The 25,010-nt window shown below is 35.7% G+C and carries 12 protein-coding genes; 6 read left to right on the top strand and 6 right to left on the bottom strand.

The genetic code is table 11. The features are described from left to right. The first annotated feature begins 62 nt into the window (after positions 1 to 62). The 4 genes from IC221_RS17410 (at position 63) to secG (ending at position 3,689) form a co-directional block, all read left to right on the top strand. A complete protein-coding gene (locus tag IC221_RS17410; RefSeq protein WP_188170192.1) occupies positions 63 to 1,385 on the top strand; it encodes a sigma 54-interacting transcriptional regulator in 1,323 nt (440 codons plus the stop codon). After that, positions 1,378 to 1,908 carry an LPS assembly lipoprotein LptE gene (gene lptE, locus IC221_RS17405; protein ID WP_044208383.1) on the top strand — a complete coding sequence of 177 codons (531 nt, stop codon included), beginning with the start codon at positions 1,378 to 1,380 and terminating at the stop codon, positions 1,906 to 1,908. Before IC221_RS17410 ends, lptE begins: the two co-directional genes overlap by 8 nt. A gap of 85 nt (positions 1,909 to 1,993) precedes the next feature. Next, the gene (locus IC221_RS17400) at positions 1,994 to 3,310 is read left to right on the top strand and encodes a hypothetical protein (RefSeq protein ID WP_188170191.1); all 1,317 of its coding nucleotides are present in this window, start codon (positions 1,994 to 1,996) and stop codon (positions 3,308 to 3,310) included. A 31-nt stretch (positions 3,311 to 3,341) separates the two neighbouring features. Continuing rightward, the gene (gene secG / locus IC221_RS17395) at positions 3,342 to 3,689 is read left to right on the top strand and encodes a preprotein translocase subunit SecG (protein WP_188170190.1); all 348 of its coding nucleotides are present in this window, start codon (positions 3,342 to 3,344) and stop codon (positions 3,687 to 3,689) included. 69 nt (positions 3,690 to 3,758) lie between these two features. Here secG and IC221_RS17390 read toward each other — a convergent pair whose 3' ends face one another. Then, entirely contained in the window at positions 3,759 to 4,172 is a 414-nt protein-coding gene (locus IC221_RS17390; RefSeq protein WP_188170189.1) for a DUF1761 domain-containing protein, read from the bottom strand. 192 nt (positions 4,173 to 4,364) lie between these two features. On the opposite strand from IC221_RS17390, the gene IC221_RS17385 reads away from it, so the two are divergent. Next, positions 4,365 to 6,221, top strand: coding sequence for an amidohydrolase (locus tag IC221_RS17385; RefSeq protein ID WP_188170188.1), 1,857 nt, complete (start codon positions 4,365 to 4,367; stop codon positions 6,219 to 6,221). 179 nt (positions 6,222 to 6,400) lie between these two features. On the opposite strand, the gene IC221_RS17380 is transcribed toward IC221_RS17385, so the two are convergent. From IC221_RS17380 to IC221_RS17360, 5 genes are all read right to left on the bottom strand, one after another. Next, positions 6,401 to 11,215, bottom strand: a complete 4,815-nt coding sequence (locus IC221_RS17380; RefSeq protein WP_188170187.1) for a glycosyl hydrolase family 18 protein — start codon at positions 11,213 to 11,215, stop codon at positions 6,401 to 6,403. Between the two features lie 299 nt (positions 11,216 to 11,514). Continuing rightward, positions 11,515 to 12,561, bottom strand: coding sequence for an ArsO family NAD(P)H-dependent flavin-containing monooxygenase (locus IC221_RS17375; RefSeq protein ID WP_188170186.1), 1,047 nt, complete (start codon positions 12,559 to 12,561; stop codon positions 11,515 to 11,517). Between the two features lie 125 nt (positions 12,562 to 12,686). Next, on the bottom strand, positions 12,687 to 14,120 hold the full coding sequence (locus IC221_RS17370; protein WP_188170185.1) for a BCCT family transporter: 1,434 nt from the start codon (positions 14,118 to 14,120) through the stop codon (positions 12,687 to 12,689). A 7-nt stretch (positions 14,121 to 14,127) separates the two neighbouring features. Beyond that, entirely contained in the window at positions 14,128 to 15,069 is a 942-nt protein-coding gene (locus IC221_RS17365; protein WP_188170184.1) for a bifunctional UDP-sugar hydrolase/5'-nucleotidase, read from the bottom strand. 4 nt (positions 15,070 to 15,073) lie between these two features. Then, positions 15,074 to 15,796 (bottom strand): 5'-nucleotidase C-terminal domain-containing protein, encoded by a 723-nt coding sequence (locus tag IC221_RS17360; protein ID WP_188170183.1) that lies wholly within the window; start codon positions 15,794 to 15,796, stop codon positions 15,074 to 15,076. A gap of 266 nt (positions 15,797 to 16,062) precedes the next feature. Between IC221_RS17360 and IC221_RS17355 the strand changes: the two genes are divergently transcribed. Further along, on the top strand, positions 16,063 to 25,010 hold an 8,948-nt coding region (locus IC221_RS17355; protein WP_188170182.1), incomplete at its 3' end, for a hypothetical protein.

The following is a 25,010-nucleotide window of genomic DNA, read 5'->3' as shown; positions in this document are numbered from 1 at the left end:
TGATTATCAAAGGAATTGACTAATTGTAGTTTTATCATGACAAATAGTCATATCAAAATTCTATGGAGAACAGAGAATTATTATCTATAAAACAAAGATTCGGAATTATTGGTAATGCCAGTAGTCTGAACCATGCTATACAAGTAGCTGCTCAAGTGGCTGCTACGGACTTAACTGTAATGATTACGGGGGAAAGTGGATCTGGTAAAGAGTCCTTCTCTAAAATCATTCATCAGTTGAGTGCTCGAAAACACGGTAAATTTATTGCAATTAACTGTGGAGCAATTCCCGAAGGAACTATTGATTCTGAGCTTTTTGGCCATGAAAAAGGTTCTTTTACAGGAGCGAATGAATCTAGAAAAGGTTACTTTGAAGTGACCGATGGAGGAACCATTTTTTTAGATGAAATTGGTGAAATGCCAGTTGAAACTCAAGCTAGATTACTAAGAGTTTTAGAGAACAAGGAGTTTATTCGTGTGGGATCCTCTAAGGTCTTAAAAACAGATGTTAGAGTTGTGGCAGCAACCAATGTAAATCTTCTAAAGAACGTTCAAAAAGGAAAGTTTCGTGAAGATCTGTATTATCGTTTAAATACAGTGCCGATCGCAGTTCCTCCACTGAGAGAAAGAGGAAATGATATTGAATTATTATTCAGAAAATTTGCAACAGATTTCGCTGAACAATACCATGTTCAACCCCTTTCGTTAACACCTGAAGCCAAAAGAGTATTACTAAGCTTTACTTTTCCAGGCAATATTCGACAGCTTAAAAACCTTGCTGAACAGATGTCTGCATTAGAGTTGGACCGTGTAGTTTCTGGAGAAACAATGCAGCGCTACTTGCCTAATGCCAATAATCAGCTAAGAGTACTTGAAAATGAGGACCAATCTTTAAATGAGCGAGACTTATTGTATAAAGTATTGTTTGATATGAGGCAAGACATGAACGATCTGAAAAAGATTGTCATCCAATTGGCTCAAGGAAAAACGAATGCGAGTACGGTATTAGCTGAAAATCCAAAGCTTTTTAGTAATGTAATGGACGAAGGTAGTGCACCTGCCAATCAAACTAGAGAAACAGGACTTACTGTAAGACCAACTACTCCACCTACGACCTTTAATTACAATCCTCCGCCTCCAACGGAAAAGAATGATCCTTTGATTATTACTTCTGATGATGATGATTACGACAGTAATACTTATGATTTAGATGTTGAAGTAAAGGCGGAAGAAGAAGAATCGCTTTCGATCGAAAAGAAAGAAAAAGAGCTGATTATTAAAGCATTACAAAAAAACAATAACAAACGAAAGTACGCTGCACAAGACTTAGGTATCTCTGAACGTACTTTATACCGAAAGATAAAACAATACGAATTAGATGAATAAAATATTCAAATTCTCTAGGGTACTTATCTTTTTACCCCTATTCGCATTATCTGCCTGTACAGGTGTGCGTTTTACTTTTTCTGGGGTGAATATTGACCCTGCCATCAAAACTTTTTCAGTAGAACAATATACAAACGAAGCTTCTGATGGACCTCCAACGATGGCCTTTACATTTACGGATGAGCTCACACAGTACATCCTCCGAAATACAAGTTTAACCATGGCCCCACAAGGTTTAAAAGGTGATCTTGAATTTAGTGGAGCTATTACTGGCTATAGAGTAACTCCTGTATCGCCAGGTGGTGGAGATCAACAACAAACAGAACAACAACGTCTTACTATTACAGTAAAGACCAATTTCATCAACAACTTTGACGATGAAAAAAGCTTCGACCAAGGGTTTTCATTCTTCTTTGATTTCCCTGGTACACAAAATGTTCAAGAGGTAGAAAGTGAAGCAGTAGATGTCATTTTTGAACAAATTGTTTACGATACCTTCCAAAAAGCACTAGCAGATTGGTAAAAAAGTGTATATTTGGATATAAAGCAATAAATTGCTTTATATCCATTTATTTTTTTATCCCCCACTTCGAGCTTACTCTTAAAACGTGAATCATATATTAATAAAAAATTGGTTACAAAATCCTTCTGCCATAAACAGTAGTGATGCAGAAGAGATCAGAAAAGCAATTGACGCCTACCCTTATTTTGCAGCTTTGAGAGTGTTGTTAGCAAAAGCTGAAAAAGGCAATAACACCGTGGTAAAAAGTGCAGCAGCTTATGTGTCACATAGACCATCATTACAAGCCTTTTTAGACACTGATTTTGATAACAATATCAATTTACCTAGTACAAGTGGAATTGAAATTGAAAGAGATGAGGCGGAACTTTTAGATACGCTCTCTTCTGAACAGTTGTTGGATGAACCTATTGCTGAGCCAGAAGAAATCATTAATGAAAATACGTCTGACGAAATTATTGAAGAAAGTGAGCCTTCTCTAACTGCAATAGAAAGAGAGATTACTGCCTTTAACACTTCACATGAAGACGACCTCGAAGAACAAATTTTAAGTGACTTAGCTGCTAACGAGGAAATTAATACCAGCTCGGAAGTTGAAGAGACGACAACATCTACTTCAATTGCTGATGAGGTATTAGCAGAATTATCCAGAATGAGAGCTGGAATAACTGAAGAGAGTGAGGCGGAAAGTACCACCGAAGAAATATCAAATGATATTACACCTAACGGTATTCAAGAAGATAATACAATTAAGGAAGAAGCTACTGTCAGTGAAGAGTCTAAATTAGATGAAGCCGAAGAAGAAGACACTCTTGGTATTTCTTCAGATGAGATGATGGATCGATTCCAAGGCTTTTTAGATACGAAAAAGAAAAAAGAATCGGAAATTATTAGTGAGCTTTCAGAAGACAGCGAAGTTGATGCAGATTTATTAGACTTCAGTAAAACTGCTTCAAAATACACGGTAGAAGAAAAAGATCAAGATTTATCGTTTAACGGCACTTCTATTCCTCTTTATGATATTAACCTACCTGATGACATCACTGAGGATAATAGCTACGAAGATAGTGTGAAAGAAATGAATGATTCAAATGTGATTGATTTCAACCAATTCAATCCAGAATCTACGATGACTTCTCAACAAAAGATCATCAATCACTTTATCAGTGAGCACCCTGTTATCCCTCCAATAGCACAGCAAGAAGAAGCTGCAGATGATATTATAGACCTCTCAGAAACGAATCAAAATAGTGACTTCGCTCCCAAAACAGAGAGTTTTGCTAAAATGTTAGAAAAACAAGGAAAAAAAGAGGAAGCGATATCAATTTATCAACATCTAATCTTGAAAAATCCAAATAAAGCTACTTTATTTGCAGAACGAATTGAATTCTTACAAAAGAATTAGAGTTATATAAAGTTATAAACATTATAATACAATGATGTACTTTTTCATAATCTTGATCTTAGTAATTGCTGTACTTCTTGTATTAGTAGTTTTAGCTCAGGATTCAAAAGGTGGAGGACTTACTGGCGACATGGGCGCTGCAAGTAGCTCTATGATGGGCGCAAGAAGAGCTTCTTCTTGGATTGAAAACGCAACATGGATTTTAGCTGTATCTTTGTTTGTTTTATCTATTGGTGTGAATATTTTCATTCCTAAAGATAATTCAGCAAACACACCAACTTCTTCAAGTATTGAAAACGCAGAAGAGGTATTACCTCCAACGCCAACTACTCTACCTGCTGAAGAAGGTGCTCCTAGTGAAGCAGCTCCTGCTGAGTAACACACATAATCAATATAGATTAATAAAAAAACCACTTGATCAAACAAGTGGTTTTTTTATGCTCAATACCTAAGGCCAAACTCCCAAAATTGCACCTTGTAGCGTAAGGAAAGTGATTTGATACCCACTATCAATCAACCATAGTTTGATTGACCTTCTCTGATACAAATAGTTAATTCCCATCGAACAACCTACAAACATAAGTCCTATCATAAATCCATGCATTGCTCCATTCGACAGCCCGAAACCTTGATGACTATGGGCCATTAACATCGCCTGACCAAATGCCATAATGAGCATCAGCACGAAACTACTTCCAAATATCTTGGGCATACTGCCTTCTTGAAGGTATTCATCAGTAAAACCAAGCTCCTTTTGCCAAGCCTTCCCAAAAACAGAGGGATTATACCATATTGCACCAAACACAAAAGAGACTAATGCAGCAACTAATACCGCTAAAAAATTAATTGAAGAAAAATCCATAGTAAAAGTTTAATAAACAGTGAGTAGTTATTCTAAATTATCAATTCAATAGGACAATAAATTATCATTTACCTTATTAAATATCAATGAATTACTAAATAAAATTTCACAAGAATAAAATTATTTTTCAAATACGATAGGGTTTTCACATCTACTATACCCTTCCATAAGTAGATAATAAACTCTAGAAAAATGAAAACATTAATACAATTCTCCGCACTTATTGGGCTTCTTACATTTGTTTTATTCACTTCATGTGAAAAAATAGAAAAAGCTGACAAAGTATTTCTAAATGGTAAAATCTATACTGTTAATGAGCAACAGAAATGGGCTGAAGGTATTGCTGTTAAAGACAATAAAATTGTTTTCGTTGGGAATAACGAAGAAATAGAAAAATATATTAATTCAACTACTGAGGTCGTAGACCTTGGAGGCAAAATGATGCTCCCTGGTTTTGTAAGTGGTCACGATCACTTGATTTCTTCCAATTGGATGAAAGCTGGAGTAGAACTTTTTGATGCGAAATCAAAAGAAGATTACCTTCAAATGATCAAAGAATATGCTGATCGTCATCCAGAAGAACCAATTGTTTTTGGTTTTGGATGGAATAAAGACACTTATGGTGGATGGCCAACTGCGAAAGAATTAGACAAAGCCGTTCCTGATCGTCCTGCAATGATTTTTGACTTCACGATTCATGACATGTGGTTCAATACAAAAGGACTAGAAGCAGGTGGCGTTACTAAAGATTCTCCTGATACTGTTCCAGGGATGTCATACTGGAGAAGAAATGCAGACGGTACGCCTGAAGGCGTTGGTGTAGAAATCATTTGGCTAGAAGCTTACATCAAAGCGGGTGCATGGAACCCTGCCAAAATGATGAAAGAAAGCCAAGAGGTACTGTATAATAAATCTGCCTCTACTGGTATGACGACTGTAATCAATCAGGGACTAATAACCCCTAACTTGATGAACTTCGAGCGTTACAAAAAGGATATGGTTTATTCTTTTGAAATGTTAGATTCATTGGATAAAATCGGTGAGTTGAAAATCAGAACTTTCCAGAATTATGTTTATAAAAATTCTGATTTCGATGTAGATGAGTTTGTAGCTGACGCTCTTAAATTAAAACAGAAATATAATTCTGACCGCCTTAGACTACATGGTATTAAAATTCATCCTGAAGGAAACTGGAATAGCAACACCTCATTGATGCTTGAAAAATTCAGTAATATTGATTCTAAAGGTGTGTCTGGTGTTGGTCAAAATAAATTGATGGAAATTCACTTAAAATCCAATAGAAATGGATTGGATGTGCATACTCACGTAGATGGTACAGCAACAACAAGATATACCATTGATGCGATTGAAGCATCAATCAAAGAAGGAAATACGTCTGCTAGAAATGTACTACAACATTACTTCTGGACACACCCTGACGATCATCAAAGAGTATTGGACATGAAAATCCCAGTGAATACTACTCCATTATTTGGTTCTGACTGGCAAGGACAAGCAAAAGATGCGTATAAGTTTATGGGTAGATACAGAACTGACAATTACTATATGCGATATACAGAGTTGCCTGTTCATGAAGGGCATAATTTAAGTATCAGTGCTGATGTTCCTAGTTCACCTGTAAACTTAGTAGATCCTTTATTCAGTGTTGAAGGGGCAGTAACATTGCAAGACCCTCAAAATGAAAACTCAATACCTTTCCCAACTACAAAAACGCCAATGGAAGTAGAGCAAGCAATCAAAGCTGTAACTATCTACCCTGCATGGCAAGCAAGAATGGAAGATAAAATCGGTTCTATTGAAATAGGTAAATATGCAGATTTTGTAATTCTAGAAGAGAATGTTTTTGAAGCAGGTTTAAGAGACATTGCGGACATTAAAGTACATGCTACAATCATGGATGGGGAGTATACTTATAAAAAAGTAGATAATAATAACCTGACCAATACAGGCTCAAAGCATAAAGTTTTCTTACCTAAAGAATTAGGCTGTTGTGAACATGGTCACCCAGAACACCTGCATAATCATTAAGATAGAACACAAAGTAATTTTTACTTCTTTTGTCTTAAGAAAAAACGAAGAGGAAGCTTGAAAGTTGATAACAATATAGTGTACAATACACTTCCTTTTCTTGACCATTAATTAAAAGCAAGAAGCTATTTCACAAATTGCGAAATAGCTTCTGTTTTTATTATTAGAATAGAGGTAGGTTATTTTTTTACAATTCTCTTTATTAATTGCTGTCCTCCTATCTGAGCTTTCACCAAGTAAATGCCAGATGTAAGTGAACTACCATTAATATCTATAACTGTTTTCCCCGCTCGCACATCAAGTGTGATTGAATTCAATACTTTACCTTGCAAACTGATCACCTGAAGTTCTAATTGACCAGAATGATGCACATCTAATTGCACTTGAGTACTAGCACTAAATGGATTTGGATAAGTACTCATTTCCAATGCATTAGTTTCTAGTGCTGTACTTGCTACAATTTGTCTGTAATTACTTGACAACGCTTCGTTCATCGCCATCAAAAGACTTACAGATGGATCTTCAACATCAAAAGTTAACTCCCAAATAATTGTTCCTTGCAAACCGTTATTTCTAGCATAATCCACCTTTGCAGCGGCTCCTTTTGGTGTTTCAAAATAAATATCTCTTCCGTCCAGACCCACATAACCGTTTAACTGATTGGCATCATTTGGATCATAAGAAGTTGGTGCATCAGGATATAAACTTACAATTTCATCATATCCTATAAAGTAAAAACCGTTTGTTCCTTGGTCTGCCTCTTTCTTCGTTAACGATAGGTCATAACCGTAGAAAGGTACTCCGATTGTCAATTTACTTTTATGAACACCTTGCCCAGAACCTTGCCATGTCGCCCAATCACCACTCCAATATTGTAAAGAGGTTTCAACAGAATAAATAGGGTTATTATCACTTGCCTTTGAGTATTTACTTTGATCTACTTCATAGAGTGATGAATGAGGTCCGATCGGAGAATCATCCCAAGAACCTGTAAAGTCATACGTCATCAAACCTAACCAATCAAGGTACTCCACAAAACTTGCATCATAGTTATTTCCATACCATGGTGTGGCAAATACAGCTGAAGAAAGGAGCATTGAAGGTCTTTTAGCTCTTAATTTTTTCGCTAATAAAGTTAAGCCATAAGCAGCAGGGTGAGCACCTTGCTCAACTTCTCCACCCCATTTGTCTGTACCTCTTGTTCTGCCACCTTGCTCTGAAGTACCAGGAATAGCCGGATCTTGCCAGAAACACTCTAAATCTAAATCAATGCCATCTAAGTTATATTGATCCACAAAAGCAATCAATTTATCTGCTGTAGCATCTATTGACGCTGGGTTATCTCTGTATCCTTCCATTACTTTTAAGAATCCGTAATCTACGGCTCCTCCAACTGCTATAGAAACTGTTGCACCTTCGTTATGTGCTTTGGAAACAATAATCGGTAACAGCGAGTCTAAAACATGTAATGACTCTGCTGTAAACTCTCCATTTGCAAAGTCAGCATCTGTATAAGCCCCTCCTTGTTTTGTATCAAACACTAAGAAAGATACATTGACATGAGTAACTTTAGTATAGTCCAAATCTCCTGGACTTCCTTTCCAAGTAGGTACATAGCCAATGATGCGTTGTTGTCCAGTTGGTGCAGGTGCAAAAGGACCTGTTAAATTAATAGTACCATCAGGGTTAACATCCACCACTGAAGAGGTTGTAAATTGTACAGCTTTAGTCGCAGTAATAACATTTCCTTGATCATCGGTTGCTGTTGCCGTAATGACATAAGTACCGTAATCAGAAGGTGTAAATGTCGTTGATGAAGCATTCACACTTGTACCATCAACAGTCAATACCACATTAGAAACTACTCCATTTTCATCGGTCGCTTCTACTGCAATATCAATGGTTGTCAATGATGTGTAAGTATTCCCTGAAGGATGAATAAAAGTTACTGTTGGTACTACATCACCAATTCCACCATTTCCACAAACTTCACCCGTATCTTCCCACGGACCCCCACTATTTGGAGTATCTCCTTGTGTCCACCACTTCGCTTTATAAATTTTTCCATTATAAACTACCTGATCTCCTCCTGTATAAATTTCAGTTGGCGACCAAGCTGTATATGGACAATCTTCTCCAATATCAGACTTTTCAGAAATAGTCACTACTTCTGTTACTGAAGCAGTCAAACCTTCATTATCTGTTACTGTGGCAACAATCGTGTAGACTCCATAAGCATCGACATTGAAAGAATTACCATCAACAACAACATTATTTACTGTTACTACCGTAGCTTCAACAGTACCATCAGGATCAGCACTTGTTGTAGATAAATCTAAAACGACAGGGAGGTTTTCTACTATAATTTCCTCTGTAGATAAATTATTAAAACGCACTGTTGGCACTACTGGATCCACCACGACATCTCCATCACATGGACCTAAAGTTTTCCACCAATGTTCTGCCGTACCAGGTGTCACATTGTAAAGATTATTGACTACTGCTTCATACAGGAAACCATTATAACTTACAATATTTCCTGCACTGTAAATGGAAGGATATCCTGAATAGGCCTCTGCATTACAACCTGTTGCCTGAGTGCTAGCAACTCTACTATTTGATGACGTTCCTGCTGATGTATTATTCTCTTCCACTTCTTCTTGAGAAAGTTGACGTTGATTGCTCGCCATCATTGTGCTTGAAGAAAGAACAGAATTAGAAGTCATCATAGTTTCACAAGGTCCTAAGGTCTTCCACCAATGTTCTGCAGTCCCCGGTGTAACATTGAAAAGGTTATTTGTAGTAGATTCGTATAATATCCCATTATAACTTACGACATCTCCTGAATTATACACTGCCGGATATGGTGAATACTCTTGAGTATCACAATCATTAATTACTACATCTTCTTCTATCGTAATTGAAATTGATGTACTAGTACTTTCTCCTTCATTATCTGTAGCTGTAGCTTGAATTGTATAATTTCCAAAAGAAGAAGGTAACCATGAAGCTGTAGTTGAAGAATAAGTTTGTCCATCTACTGTGATTGAAACTGATGCAATACTTCCGTCTTCATCTTGAGCATTCACCTCAATTTGAACTGTTTCTAAAACTCTTGAAGTAATTGTTGTACCATCTGAAGGAGATGTGATGACTACTGTAGGTGCAATATTTGGAATATTCGGATCTACAATATTTATAGTTCCTGCTTTTGTTGTCGTTTTCCCTTGGCTGTCTGTTACCGTTACTTCTACAGATTGTTGTCCGTAATTAGCCGGTAAAAAAGTCACAGTATTTATAGTACCTGATGTTGAAAACGTTTCTGCATTTCCATTAACAGTAACAACAACTGAAGCAATTCCATCATCATCAGAAGCTGTAAAAGTAAAGGTAATTTCTGACAATTCTGTTTGCTCGATCGCCTCTGTTGGTAAAGTCAATGTCACTAGAGGTGCAGGATTAACAGGACCTGCATTTTCAGCAAATACTTTATTGACAACGTGTACCAATTCTGGTTTTGTGTCAGGACATAACGGATAAGTTCCAACTTTACCTGTTTCCGGACCTACGTTCCAATCCGTAAATACAGTCCAAATAATTACACCGCCAATATTGTTATCCATTACGTATTTTGATTTCAAGCCAATCGATTCTTCATCATCGTAACTTGTAAAATAGCTCACTCCGTTTGCTTCTTTTGTCATATAAGGAACTTGAGCTTCATTATCCCAATGCCTTGTCCAACCACCAGAGGCCAAAGCTTCTTTCACTTGGAAATAATAAGGAGAACCTTCTGTTGCTCCCCAGTTATTTAGATCTGCTGCTGATGAAACGGGTCCATCTACTGAAAATGTCACGTCTTTTTTAATGGTTGGTACATTCACACCTGGCGTTCCATCAACAACAACACCTCTACCGTAGAAGGCCATTCCCATATTGATTTTTTCAGTATCAATACCTAATTGATCTCTCATATAAGAGAAAGTTGTGTGCCAAGAGAAATCTCCCCACTCTTCTCCTTCATAAGGATACAATGGCGAATTGTGACCTGAAATACCTGACCATCCTCCATGAAAATCATACGTCATCATGTTGTAATAGTCCATTACTTTATTCAGTTCTGACCATTCTAAGTTTTCTAACTTTGCAGGTGATGCACTAAATGCCGCAGTCAGCAAACGGTCAGGACCAATTACATCTCTAATGTCTTGCATTAAAAGTGTGAAATTGTGGTAATCTGCTTCAGACCCTGTAAAGTTCATACCGGCAAATGGACCTGGATATTCCCAATCAATATCAATTCCATCAAAACCATAATCTTCTACCAAAGTTCTACAGTCTTCTAAGAACCTTGCCTTCTTAACAGGATCAGCAGCCATTTCTGGAAAATGTTTACACATTGACCACCCTCCAATGGAAGCCATTACCTTTGCCCCATAGTCATGAGCAATATCAATCATCCCTGGTGTTGGGTATTCCGTTAAAGGCCAACCACCCGATTCACCAGTAGCTGTTCTGATCCAACCTTTCCATGCTCCATCAGGATTAGGTTCATACCCTAACTCTGACAAAACTTCATCCCACCCCCAAAACTGTTGAGGAAAACCTAAGACCATTGCTTGATCATGAGAAGAATACTTGTCAGGATGGAGTAAATCAGCTGGACTTTGAATGGCACTTTCCTGGTAGATTTGTTTGTTTCTGAGATCACCACTATGCATGGAACCATCTACTGCAACACCAAAAAATGAGAAATTGAGAATAGTGTACTGAGAGTAATCAATGTTGTAGTGATTAAGTGCTCCTTTAGGCACATTGAAATCTGCACCTTTCCATGCGTCCCAATTAGGAACGTATCCAATGACTTGTTTTTGGTGATCGCTAGTGGCGTATAGGCTTCCGCTGTCAATTTGAGCGTAAGCACTTACAAATGAGAGCATACCTAAGAGGCATGCATAAAGTCCAAGCCTGAACTTTTTGGCTAAGCTTTGCATTGTGTAATAGTTGATAGTTAAAAATTATTTAATGTAGTAGCATCTTAGTGGAATATTACTGAAGAAATATATTCCTACTCGCTGGTTACATTTCAAAACTATTTCATTTACAACCACTTACACAAGTATTCAAGAGGACAATTATGGGTACTAAGCCTTCACATTCTAACTTTCTAATGGGTACAACTCATATTTTCAAGAGGGTACAACCTTAGTTTATTGACATTACTGAGGCTAAAATAAAAGGGTACAGCTTCGTTTTATGGGGAAACAAAATTTGATATTTCACATTAAAAAAATTATTGGAGAATGTAGGCGACAATCTCCTCAACAGTTCTTCGAGCCGTTTTTCCAACACCATAAATTGTTGCTGAAGCATATCCTGTCCAATTGCCCAACCCTACGAGCCATAAACCTTCTTGATCTAACACCTTCGTATTTTTGATGTTAATTTTCCCATTTTGATTGATATTCAAAGCGTTCAAATAGTCTAGTTTAGTAGAAAAACCAGTACACCAAAGTACTGCATCAAATGCTTCTTCGCTGCCATCTTCCCAAACCACACCATTTGGAGTAAAACTAAAGGTGCTAGAACGGTAATTGAGAACGCCTCTTTCTCTTGCATCTTTCACTGAGTCTAACATTACAATATCGCTGATTGAATAAGATTCCTCAGAGATTTCACCTTTCAAATATTCCCTGTATTTTTTATTTGCTTGTTCAAAAAGATATCTACCATCCACATCATCAGGTAAAAAATTGGGTGGTGATAAAGTAGCCCATTGTACTTTTTTATGTTGGGTTAGTTCTGCTACAAGTTGTGCTCCACTATTTCCTCCTCCAACAATCAAAAGGTTGTCTCCTTGAATATCTGCAGGTTTCTTATATTCGACAGAATGAAGTTGCTGTCCTAAAAAGGATTCAACCCCTTCATAATGTGGTATTTTAGGGTTTGAGGCCGTTCCGGTCGCCCCAACAACTGTTTTGGTGTAAAACTCCCCTTTGTTTGTTTTGATTCGATAAATGCCGTCTTCAAAAATTGTATCTTCAACTTTCACTGGTCTTTGCACCGGAAAGTCGTACCTCTTTTCGTACTTTTCTAAATAAGTAATAAATTCTTGTTTTGTTGGATATTCTTTTTCAGGTGGAGGCAACATCCAACCTGATAATGAAGAATACACACCAGGAGAAAATAATTGAAGAGAATCCCAAGCCTTATTCCATGCTCCTCCAGCTTTTTGATTGTCATCCAAAATCAAAAATTTCAAACCGTGCCTATTTAAAAAGTAAGCCACCGACAACCCTGCTTGTCCTCCTCCAATTATTATGACATCAAATATCTCCATTTTCAACAGTGTATTATTCTATATTAGAACATAGTTATCCTCATTGTTATAGATACAAAATAAGTACATTTATAGTTTGATGTAGCTATTTGATCTTATAACATTTTTAAATTCAGTGATTATCGTCACCTTTTTTTATTATTTGAGTTAATTTCAAGTAAACTAACGGCAAAAAATACACCTTGAATTATCAATAAAAACACAAAAGGGATTGCCCCAAAAATTGCAACGACTTTATTCAAATCAACATTATTTTCATAAAGTAAGGCTAATGTAATTCCAACCATCACGGCACTCCAAAGCATTTTATTGGATTTAGATTCTTCTTCTGTAAGGACAGCTGTTACATAAACGGCCGAATCTGCACTAGTAATTACAAAAATGATTAATAGAACGAGCGAACATAATGAGAATACTAATGGGTATTGAAAGGATTGGAAGAATGTAAAAACGCCTTGTGTGTAATCATTCATCACTGCATTTTGTATTTGAGAGTAATTGTTCACCATGCTGCTTCCTCCTCCAAAAACAACAAACCAAATCATTGAAATCAAGGTCGGAACCCCAATTACTCCAATTAAAAATTCTCTGATCGTTCTACCTTTTGATATTCTTGCAATAAATAATCCCGAAAAAGGAGCCCATGCTACCCACCATAATAAATACACTATCGTCCAACTTCTCGACCATTGGGCATGCTCTTCATTAATGGTGAAAGAAACTTTAGGAAGAAAAGATATATAATCCATTAATTCCTGGAAAAATAGTTTTGATAACGGAATGACACCAATGGTAAACAGTACTACAAGGAGTAATAAAAAAGCAAGTATAACATTGAGGTTACTTAAAAATTGCACCCCTCTCTTTAAACCTGACAAGGAAGATAAAGTAAAAATAATTGCAATAAAAAGTAGTAGGTAAATCCTAAAATTCAGACCTAGCATTTCTTTTTCAAAGATAGAATTCAAGCCGGTTTGGATTAATGCAATTGAATTTGCTAAGGTCCCTGACACTCCAAAAAGTATGGAAAAGACAGCCAATAGATCTACACATTTTGTAATGTAATTTTTATTGGAAGAGATGGTAGAAGAAATGGTCATACTTCTTCCTTTTTGATAGGTAAACCATGCAATGACTAACCCCGAAAAAGCATAAATACTCCAAGCGTGAAGTCCCCAATGAAAATTGGTTATGCTCAATGCAGTTAAAATATCATTTGAAGGATTTAAGGGTGACTTTAAATGAAAAATAGGCTCTGCAACACCCCAAAAAACGAGCCCTGATCCCATGCCTGCTGCAAACAACATGGACACCCAAGATAAATTGGAGAACTCCGGATCAGAATTCCCCAATTTTATTTTTCCGAAAGGCGATATAATCAACACTAAACAAACCAAAAGTATTGCAGAAACAACGAACAGAAACACAGTATCAAAAGTTGACAACACTACTCCTACAACATTGTTTACTAGATCAATGCTCTGTTTAGGAAAAATGAAAAAAACAAGAGCTACAGCAATACTTAACGCTAGACTTAGGTGATTAAATGTGACCTTCATAAAAAAATTAGACGAGATAGCTATTAAAAGCCTCTGTATTATAGGCTAATTTTTCTTTTGTATCCTGATTAAAGTAAAAATCTAATCGGCCAAGTTTAATTCCAGCATACCCCACTTGAGTGATTAAAACTTCTTTTCCTGAAGCATTTTTCTTTACGACAGGTTCATCCAAGAATGTATGAGAATGCCCTCCAATGATTACATCAATATCCTTTGTTTTTTCAGCTAAAACCAGATCAGAATAATCGCCCTCATTGAATGCTTTAAACCCTAAATGGGATAGACAAATGACCAAATCACATTGTTTTTCCTGTTTCAAAATCTTAGTCATTTCCTGAGCTTTTTCAATGGCATCAAGGTAGATCGTCTCCTTGTAACAAGACTTAGAAACCAATCCATCTAACTTAATACACACTCCAAATACTCCAATTTTCAGACCTTTCTTTTCAAAGATTTTATAGGGCTTAGTTTTACCGTCTGCTGATGTATTTTTCAAATCGTAATTACTAACTAAAAAATCAAAATCTGCATGTGGTAACATCTCAGAAAAACCATCAATTGTATTATCAAAATCATGATTACCCATTGTGGCAGCGTCATATTTCATCTCAGACATTGCTTTAAATTCAATCTCCCCTTTAAAGAAATTGAAATAAGGAGTACCCTGAAAAATATCACCTGCATCTAACAATAGTACATTTTCTTCTTCTTTTCGGATCTGTTCTACTAATGCCTTACGTTTTGCCACTCCACCTAGGCCTCCATACCTTTTATGAGTATCAGGAAAAGGTTCAATCTGACTATGCGTATCATTGGTGTGCAAAATTGTAATTTTAATAGGCTTTTGTTCAGCATTTGCCCATGAAACTGGCATTAATAAACCTAAGGTACTTAAGGCAGAACCTTTCGCTAAAACCTTAATAAATTCTCTTCTTGTATTGTTCTCCATTTTCTTAAATAATCCTTGGTTTACGATCAACAACTACTCCCTTAGGCTTTGACTTGCAATATTCTAATAATACATCTCTTATCATTAGCCCTAAGTCCTCAAAACCAGTTCCTTTATGTAAAAAATCCATATTATCTCCCCCATGATATAGGTAATCTGAAGTAAGAATAGTGTACTCTTTGTGTGGATCAAAATCAGCTCCATTAATCTTAACACTTTGGATTTTTTCTTTATCAAGGACTACCTTTAAGCCAGAAACAGCTTCTTTATGCTTTGCCACCATGTTGATTAAATCCTTCATCAACTCCCCCTTTAGTTTTATGATAATCAATTTATTATCAAAAGGCATAAGCTTATAAATATGTCTTACAGAAATATCTCCTTTGAAGATATTTGACCTTAATCCACCATTATTCATCAGGCATACATCTACCTTTGTATCAGTATGACTTTCGACATATTCCTTAGTCGCATCACAAGTAAAGTTTCCAAGGGTATTGGCCTCACCTCCTACAATTAAATCAATGGAAGTTGATGAAATCACCTGATTCATCTTTTTATCCAATTTTTCTTTATAAGGTTTTATGAGGTTAGACAACGTATCGTCAGGCGAGATTGAATTATCAACCGCAGTAGGTTGATAAGAGATTTTTGTAAGGTTTGGCTTTTCTGTTTTGCAACCAAAAAGCAAAAACGCAACAACTATGAATTGGTAAAATTTGTTCATTTTGAACATTGAGTTATAAAATCATTTAAAGAGCGATAAAAATAAAATAGTTCTTTACCATTATCAAAAGGCGAATCATAATTGGTTTAAAAAAGAGCAAAAATATTCAATTTTAACATTTATTTGACTTTTCTTCTTCTCTTAATGCAATTTTCAGCCCATATGATATGATTATCGAATCAGAAGTAGTATTTTGCGTAACATTTATTTTATAATAATCGTTAACCAAGACGAGCTACAATTTAAATCATCAGATCATAACTAACATGACGAATAAGATATATTTCTTTTCTATTGCTCTTTTCACGTTTTTATGCTTCAGTGTTCACGCACAAGACGATGTAATCATTCAAAGAAATCAATTCACACCATCAGCTGGACAAGAGAATGATTATGGAAAAAAGATTTTCTATTCAAATGACAATAACTTATTAATCACTGTAAATGATAATAAGGTTATCACGTATGGAAGAAATGAAACCGACGATTATGAGTTACTTAATGAAAGTCCTTCTTTTGTTGATTATAGTAATTCGGCGATGTCGATCACGGTTTACGATGAAGGTAATACCCCTACGAATATTAACCTGATTAAAACCGATTATAATTACATCATTGAGTTTGACCCCATGTATGAGGGATACACCCTTAATTACTATACAACGACAGACTACCCAGTATTAATGGGCAAAAATGAAAGTGAAGGAACTTTTTATTATGGTCTATATGTAGCGGAAGCACAACGCTATGAATTTTATAGTTATTTTGATGATTTCCCTGCTTTCTTTGATTATATAATGGAAAGTGGAAATTCTTTTTTCAATAATATATCTTTAAGATTAAAGTTTGGTAGAGACATTTACCATAATGATCAAAAAATCACTCTTACTTCATCAGATAATAGCTTTTTCACTTCTATTGAAATGACTATTGTACAAGATGGTACAGATGATAGATATAGCAATATTTACGTTAATGAGGGAAGTCCTCCCATTAGTCTTAAAGACTCTGATAGAAATTTAGTTTATGAAGGTAGTTACTTTGATGGATCTGCAACACACTACCTCTACTATGTTTATGTAGAAAATTGGGACGATGCTTATGTAATTTTTGATTCTTTTGAAGATTCTTTTGAGAAGTTTGTCGCTAGCATGACCGTTTTTGATGATATCGATGAAAATAGATTTGAGGATAATTACCGCTACACATTCTTACCTTCTACTGATGTTAATTTAACGAGGACAATTTCTGATATTGATTATGACAACGACAACAATCAATTGATCATTGGTTTTGCTGATCATAATATCAACCAAGGTATTGTTGAAAAATATAACTATACACCTGAACTGCTAGGTTTTGGTACTGTTTGGGATTTAGCTGAAAGCGTAAAACCTGCATCTGCTGCTGTCCCTTTTTCTGGCTTTGGTGAAAAATTTGTTCTCGGAAGAAGCAACGAATTAATCGAAACAGATCAAGGTTTAATTGTTTTCCAAGATGGCAACCCATTCAATGCAATAAGTCTTACATCAGATATAAAAGGAATAAAGTATTTTGATAATATAAGTGGCGTATCTGACAATTCTGCATTAATCTGGACACAAGACCAACTACTACTCTTCCACTTCGACACCTATAGCTTTTTTGAAGATCCTGTAAACGCAGTACCCGAAATATCACCGTTATCAGGAGATATTTCAGACGTTGAAATTATTCAAAACTCTTCTGACTTTTTAATTTTAATGTCTTACGAAAATGATGAAAAGATTTACACCTACAAAGGTGCTTTTTCATCAAGTTCAATTCCTTATTATACGCTTTCCTCTGTAAATGATGTTATTTCACCTTTCTCTGGTTCAAATACAAATTATAAAGTATTATTCAGCCATAGCTCTAGAGGGACTTTTGCTTTTTCAAGAAATGAATCAAAATTAATTGAAATTAATTACGATTTTACAAAAAGTGAACTCTCAACTTCAGATATTGGTTCAATTCCTTATTCTGGAGACGAAACACAATTCGGTCAAGATATTATACTTGAAGAAACCCTTTTCATCAGTACATTAAATAAAGATATTACTGAATATGGGTTTATGTATCAAACTGCCAATGATGGCGATTGGTCTGATGCTGCAACTTGGAAAAATGGATTAATGCCTCTTGGGTATTCCTCTGACATCATTAAAATAAATAATAATGTAACGAAAGATGATGTATCACAAGTCAATGCTGATATTTTGGAAATTGTAAGTGGAGCAACACTTTCAATTCCTGATGGTAATAGTTCTGGTTTCAGTGTTGACACTTTCACTAACTACGGTACTTTAAATATTGGAGAGCAAAACTCATTTACTACTCGATCGGGTACCAATCATACTGGAGCATCCATTAACGTAGGTAATAATGATGATCTTTATGAAGCTTATTTCGACCTAGTTCAAACAAGTGACGATGCTCGAGTATTCTTGAATGAAGGTACACTTACCGTCAATGAAGGTGGTTTCTTGTATATTAATGGTAACTGGAAAAATGGTGCAGCCAATACCATTACATATACTGAAGTTAACGATAACAGTACTTATTCTAAAATTGAAGTTTATTGTTTTAATAAAGATATGACCGTAGACTTTGTTGATTTAACCTTTCCTGAAGTCTCATTAATTAATGACGGTGGTAATCTTAAAGTTACGGGTGACATTCATTCAAATAAGAAGTTTGATACCAGTGAGAGCGATGATATCAATATGGAGGAAGTAAACCTTTTCATCGAAGCTCCTATTGCCAGTAATGTGAGTATTGAATACGATAATTTAATTATTAACAATCTTACAATATCTAATGAAAATCATAATTTCAGCGGTTCTGATCTATCGATTAAAGGTGTATTAGACTTAAAAGCTGATTTTTATCCTTTCGGTAACGTTATGATTGAAATTGATAATACCAAGGAACAAATTATTGGTGATTATGGTATTGTCAATGCATCAGAAGGTTATTATAGTGGGCCTAATTTTGTAATCGCATTAGATTTAGTCAATAAACCAAGTAGTTTCTCTATTGATATACCTTTCATTAATAAAATAAGTGGTGAAACAAGTGAATTTATTTTTGAAGCACCTTTATCATTCAATAACGTAACTCCAACTTACCCGAGTGTAACTCCTGAAATCATGAGAGTTAATGCGGTGCCAAATATCAGTTATTATTTTGATAACTCATATGTGATTGGAGAAGTAGAATACTACGAATTTAAAAACAGGTCATGGTATATTAACGTAGAGAATTTAGATCAGCTTTCAGGAGCAATAGCTACACCAATACAAAATGCTGTTCCATATTTCTCTACTAACAATTCTGATTATAATCTTCTCCTTAATGATATAAACGCAGAAACAGATGGGTCTTCATTGCTTTCTGGACAATCAATTACAGACGATGTCATCTCTGGAAGTTTTACTTTATCTTCTACCGACTTTACAATCTCACTGACTTCACTAACGAATCAAAAACTTTTCCATTCTGTTAGTAATGGTGCTTGGGACGCTACTGATACTTGGGATTTATTCGACACTCCATCAAGTGCTGATACAGTTGTTGTACGTCACAATGTTGATATTATTTCATCTTTTGGTGGTGAAATTACAGAAGGGGAAGGAGACTTTGGAGGAGAACCTACTGTAGGAGAGTTAACGAATGAAGAAGAACCTATAGTAATTATTTCTCCTTCAGGAGGATTCAGTGCAAACGCAGTAAAAATCACAACCAGGGTTGAGGATGATGTTACAGAATACGGTTCTTTATACATCGATGGATCCTATTTCCCTGTTACATTTAATTGTAGTAATATCGTTATAGATACTGATTGTTCTTTAGATCTTGATAGCTATGCAGCAGTTGTGATCAATGAGATTACAGAAAGTTCTGAAGAAGAAGTTGTAATTCCTGAAGGCAAAAGTAGTACAAACCCAATTATTCAGATTAATGGTGAGGTTTATATAGGTGATAATTCCTATTTAAACATCTACAGAGATATCAACTGGAATGGTGTATTAAACAGTAATGTAAACGCAACATTTGCTTTCTATGGTAATATCATTTCAGGTTCAACGACATTAGATGTTAGTAATTTTTCATTAAGTGAGCTGGATACAGATGACCAAAGAGTTATTAATATCAATGTTCCAATTAATATTATTGCAAACGGTAGTATTGAGAGTCAAGGTGAATTAGGCATCAATTTCAATAATGGCTTCTCAATGGCTTCCACTGCTCAAATTGATTCACTTGGTTATGTCACAATAAGTGGAGATGAAAGTGCTTCAAGTGATGTTTTAGATATCTATACTATTGAACATGACACACAATTAGTTCCAAATACTACAATTGATGGCGGTAAGGACAACTTCCTAAGCCTAACTATCAATGACTATGAAACTGTCAATTTCCATAATAATATGGTCATTGCTCAAAACCTAGTTGTCAGCAATTCCAATGATAATAAAACCATCATCAATCATCACGGAGATGACTTCAAATTCAATTATAACAGTAATAATTTTGACACTCCTTTAGATGTAATATCATTTACTAACGTAGATAAATTCATTGGTAATCTAGATGCTGCCACTTCATTAGAAGTCAATTGGAACGGTCATAATTATAATAGACCAACCCTTGATAATAGTACTACAATAAGTAATTTCAATAGTACTGGTGATTCTGTATTTTTGATAAAACCTAATAACGTTGTAGACCTTTTTGGAAACTTTGGTTTATTGGCCCAACAGCCTGATTTATTCTTTAGAGAAAAAGAATTATTAGATGGTTCTTATGTTCAAACTAATGTGATCCAATCTGATGAAGACTCTATCTATTTTAACTTTACTGTAGCAACCCTTTCAGGTGGCACAAGAGGTTTAGATCCTGATGAAAAAATTAATATCTATTACAATGATACATTTGTAAGTAATGCAACATACACTGTAATTCCTAAAAGTACTGATGGTACTGTTACGCAAGAAGCGTATGGTTTTAGATTAAGTACGATTACAGACCAGGGTTTTGATACTAAAAATTACCAGGACCTTACCATCAAAGTCGCTTTAGAACATAAAACACTCGCAAATTCTGAAAGTGAATTAAGCTCAATTACTTTTTTATATGTCCCTTCTGGATTTGTTCATAATGCCGACAGACAACCTTTTGTTGATTTTGTAAAATCTCTTACGTTTATCAATGAGGGTACTCTTTTCAAACAATTCAATTGGGAAGATGCGGACCTTACAAGTTGGCTTAATGATGGTGACGTCAGCAACTTAGAAAGTTTAGCTGATTATTTAGATATCAACGGAGAAGGACGTATTCAAGGCATTGATTTTACGGACAAAAATATCAATGGTATTGACTTCACTACACTTGATTTAAGAAATGAACTTTCTTCTGAAGGCGAAATCATATTAACTGAAACAGAGCTTCTGAACACACCTGTTCTTGGAATGGAGTATTTGGGTACTTTAACCCTTGAAGATAACTATCTTGATTTTACAGATTTAGCAGGTTATGACAATGGAACTGGAGAAGGTAGTTTTAATTTTAATTTAGTATATACTACTCCAGCAATACCATTTGAAACCTTTAGCTTTATTTATAGTAAAGGAGACCTTGCATCAACCTATACCTTTGATACAGAAGGGAATTACAGTTATGCTACCATTGCATGGAAGGATATCACCGACTCAGAAAACAGTATAGATATAGAAGATGCTGTGACAAGTACAATCAACCTTGCTGATAGTAGTGTCGGTAATTATGTTTACAGAATAGTAATCACCTCTAGTGCTGAAACTTTTGAGAATATTAGTGCACCTCAGTTGGAGTTTGATTTAAATGTCAAAGTCAATTATGGAGAACTTGAAGATCAAGAACTTTTCGATTTCTTAACTGCATTAGGTGGTTATGAATCAATTTCTCCTACCGATAGTATGCGAAAATGGGCTGATCCTGCAAAATTTGTCATTGATGAATCTGGTTATGTCACTGATATTGATATCAGTGGATTAAACCTCACAAGTGTTCCAACTGAAATTTTCAGTTTCTCCAAATTATCAACCTTAAATATTGGAGGTAATGAACTCTTCTTTGACGATATAGATGCACTTAATGCTGGCTTTACAGGTAATGGACTAACAGTTGATATCACAACGGGTTCAACACAAACCTACACTTACACTGCTGAAACCCCTATTATCTATAGAGGTGAAACATCTACCTATACTCCTGTAATTAGTTATTCAGAAACGAGTAAATTGGTTTATAACTGGTATTTGGATGATGTTATTGAAGAAGGAATAAATACCAGCAGTTATACAGTTCCTGAAGAAAATGACACTTTCGATGATATCAACCTTAAGTTAGTTTTAGGACATAACGACTATGAAGATCTTTCGATTACTGTCGCTGAATATACTTTTGATTATACATTAGGCCGCAAGGACTCAGTGGCTCTCTACGATTTAATGGTAGCATTAGGAATTGGACCTGACCTTGCTTTAAATATGAGGCAATGGGTTGATGAAGATGATAATAGCATTGCTACTCAAATTGATGATTACGGTGGAGTCATCTCATTAGATTTATCAGGAAGAAACCTTACTTCAATTCCAGAAGATGTTAGTTCACTCACATCATTGCAGGATGTAAATATTTCAGACAACAGCCTCAATAACTTTGATTTAACAGAATACATCAATGATGATGAGGACAATGTAATATTCAATGTAGATGACAATAGACTTTTCTTTGATGACCTTGTTGCCAATAGAAGTTTTATCGATGAGGATAACTTAAACGCTCAAACTTTTGATACTTACAGTACAACAAGTGAAGTCATTACTTATGGTAGCAACAGAAGTTATAACGGTACTGTAGCCGGAGATAATTTAATTTATAATTGGGTAAGAGAAAGTGATAATTCTAATTACCAGAATACACCTATACTCAATTTTCCATTTATGACAGAAGCACTAGTAGATACTTATATTTTAAATGTTACTTCTAGTGATCTCGCTGGTCTATCCATTGAAGTTGCAAGGTATACTGCTGGTTTTACACTAGGACAAGAAGATTCAGTAGCACTTTACAACTTGTTCGTTGAGTTAGGAACTACACCGGACAAAGCAATAGAAATGCGTGATTGGGTAGATAATGATGGAAAATCAGTCGCTACTCAAATTGACAACTACGGTAGAGTGATCGACCTTGATCTTTCGGATAGAGCTTTAACTAGCTTGCCGACGAGTTTGACGATTGGAAACTTTGGTTATCTTGAAACAGTAAACCTATCTGACAACCAATTGGAAGATGTAGCTCTTACTTCTTTCGATAATGCCAATGATCAGAAAACGCAGTTCAATGTTGATAATAACCTCCTATTCTTCGATGACCTGATTGATAATAGCGAGTACATTAGCAGTTATGATGGTCAAACGTATAGCGGTGCAGATACAGAAACAGCGACAGTCACTTTTGGAGCTCCTTACTCTTACGACGGTGGTTTTGAAATTGCTTCTCTAGAATATAACTGGACGAAAGTAAGCGACGGATCAACGGAAAGCTCAGCGGCGGAGTTAAGCATTCCTTCAATGACAAGTGACAACGCGGATAGCTATAGATTGAATATCACGTCAACTTCTATCACTGGTCTGACAATCTTCACAAAGCAAATCGATCTATTATTTACATTAGGGCAAGAAGATTCAGTCGCACTATACAACTTATTCGTCGAGTTAGGTACAACGCCTGACAAAGCTATTGAAATGCGTGATTGGGTGGATAATGATGGAAAATCAGTAGCGACTCAAATTGACAATTACGGTAGAGTGATCGATCTTGATCTTTCGGATAGAGATTTAACAAGCTTACCGACGAGTCTGACGATTGCAAACTTTGGCTACCTTGAAACAGTAAACCTATCTGACAACCAATTGGAAGATGTAGCTCTTACTTCTTTCGATAATGCCAATGATCAGAAAACGCAGTTCAATGTTGATAATAACCTCCTATTCTTCGATGAACTTATTGAAAATAGTGAGTACATCAGCAGTTACGCAGGTCAGACGTATAGCAATGCAAATACGGAAACAGCGACAGTCACTTTCGGAGATGCTTACTCTTACGATGGTGGTTTTGAAATCGCTTCTCTAGAATATAACTGGACGAAAGTAAGCGATGGATCGACGGAAAGCTCAGCGGCGGAGTTAAGTATTCCTTCAATGACTAGTGATAATGCGGATAGTTATAGATTAAATATCACTTCAACTTCTATCACTGGGCTGACAATCTTCACAAAACAGATCGACTTATTATTTACATTAGGACAAGAAGATTCAGTAGCACTTTACAACTTATTCGTCGAGTTAGGTACAACGCCTGACAAGGCAACAGAGATGCGTGATTGGGTAGATAATGACGGAAAATCAGTTGCTACTCAAATTGACAACTACGGTAGAGTGATCGACCTTGATCTTTCGAATAGAGCTTTAACAAGCATACCAACAAGTCTGACAATTGGAAACTTTGGTTACCTTGAAACAGTAAACTTATCTGACAACCAATTAGAGGACGTCGCACTTACTACTTTTGATAATGCCAACGATCAAAAAACGCAGTTCAATGTTGATAATAACCTCCTATTCTTCGATGAACTTATTGAAAATAGTGAGTACATCAGCAGTTACGCAGGTCAGACGTATAGCAATGCAAATACGGAAACAGCGACAGTCACTTTCGGAGATGCTTACTCTTACGATGGTGGTTTTGAAATCGCTTCTTTAGAATACAACTGGACTAAAGTTAGCGATGGATCGACGGAAAGCTCAGCGGCAGAGTTAAGCATTCCTTCAATGACTAGTGACGATGCAGATAGCTATAGATTGAATATCACTTCAACTTCTATCACTGGTCTAACCATCTTCACAAAACAAATTGACCTGTTATTTACACTAGGGCAAGAAGATTCAGTGGCACTTTACAACTTGTTCGTAGAATTAGGTACAACACCTGATAAAGCAATTGAAATGCGTGATTGGGTAGATAATGACGGAAAATCAGTAGCTACTCAAATTAACAACTACGGTAGGGTGATCGACCTTGATCTTTCGGATAGAGATTTAACAAGCTTGCCGACGAGTCTGACGATTGAGAACTTCGGGTATTT

Origin of the sequence: Flammeovirga sp. EKP202 (assembly GCF_014534745.1) — a bacterium.
Taxonomy (GTDB): domain Bacteria; phylum Bacteroidota; class Bacteroidia; order Cytophagales; family Flammeovirgaceae; genus Flammeovirga.
This window is presented reverse-complemented; position numbering and strand designations above follow the sequence as displayed.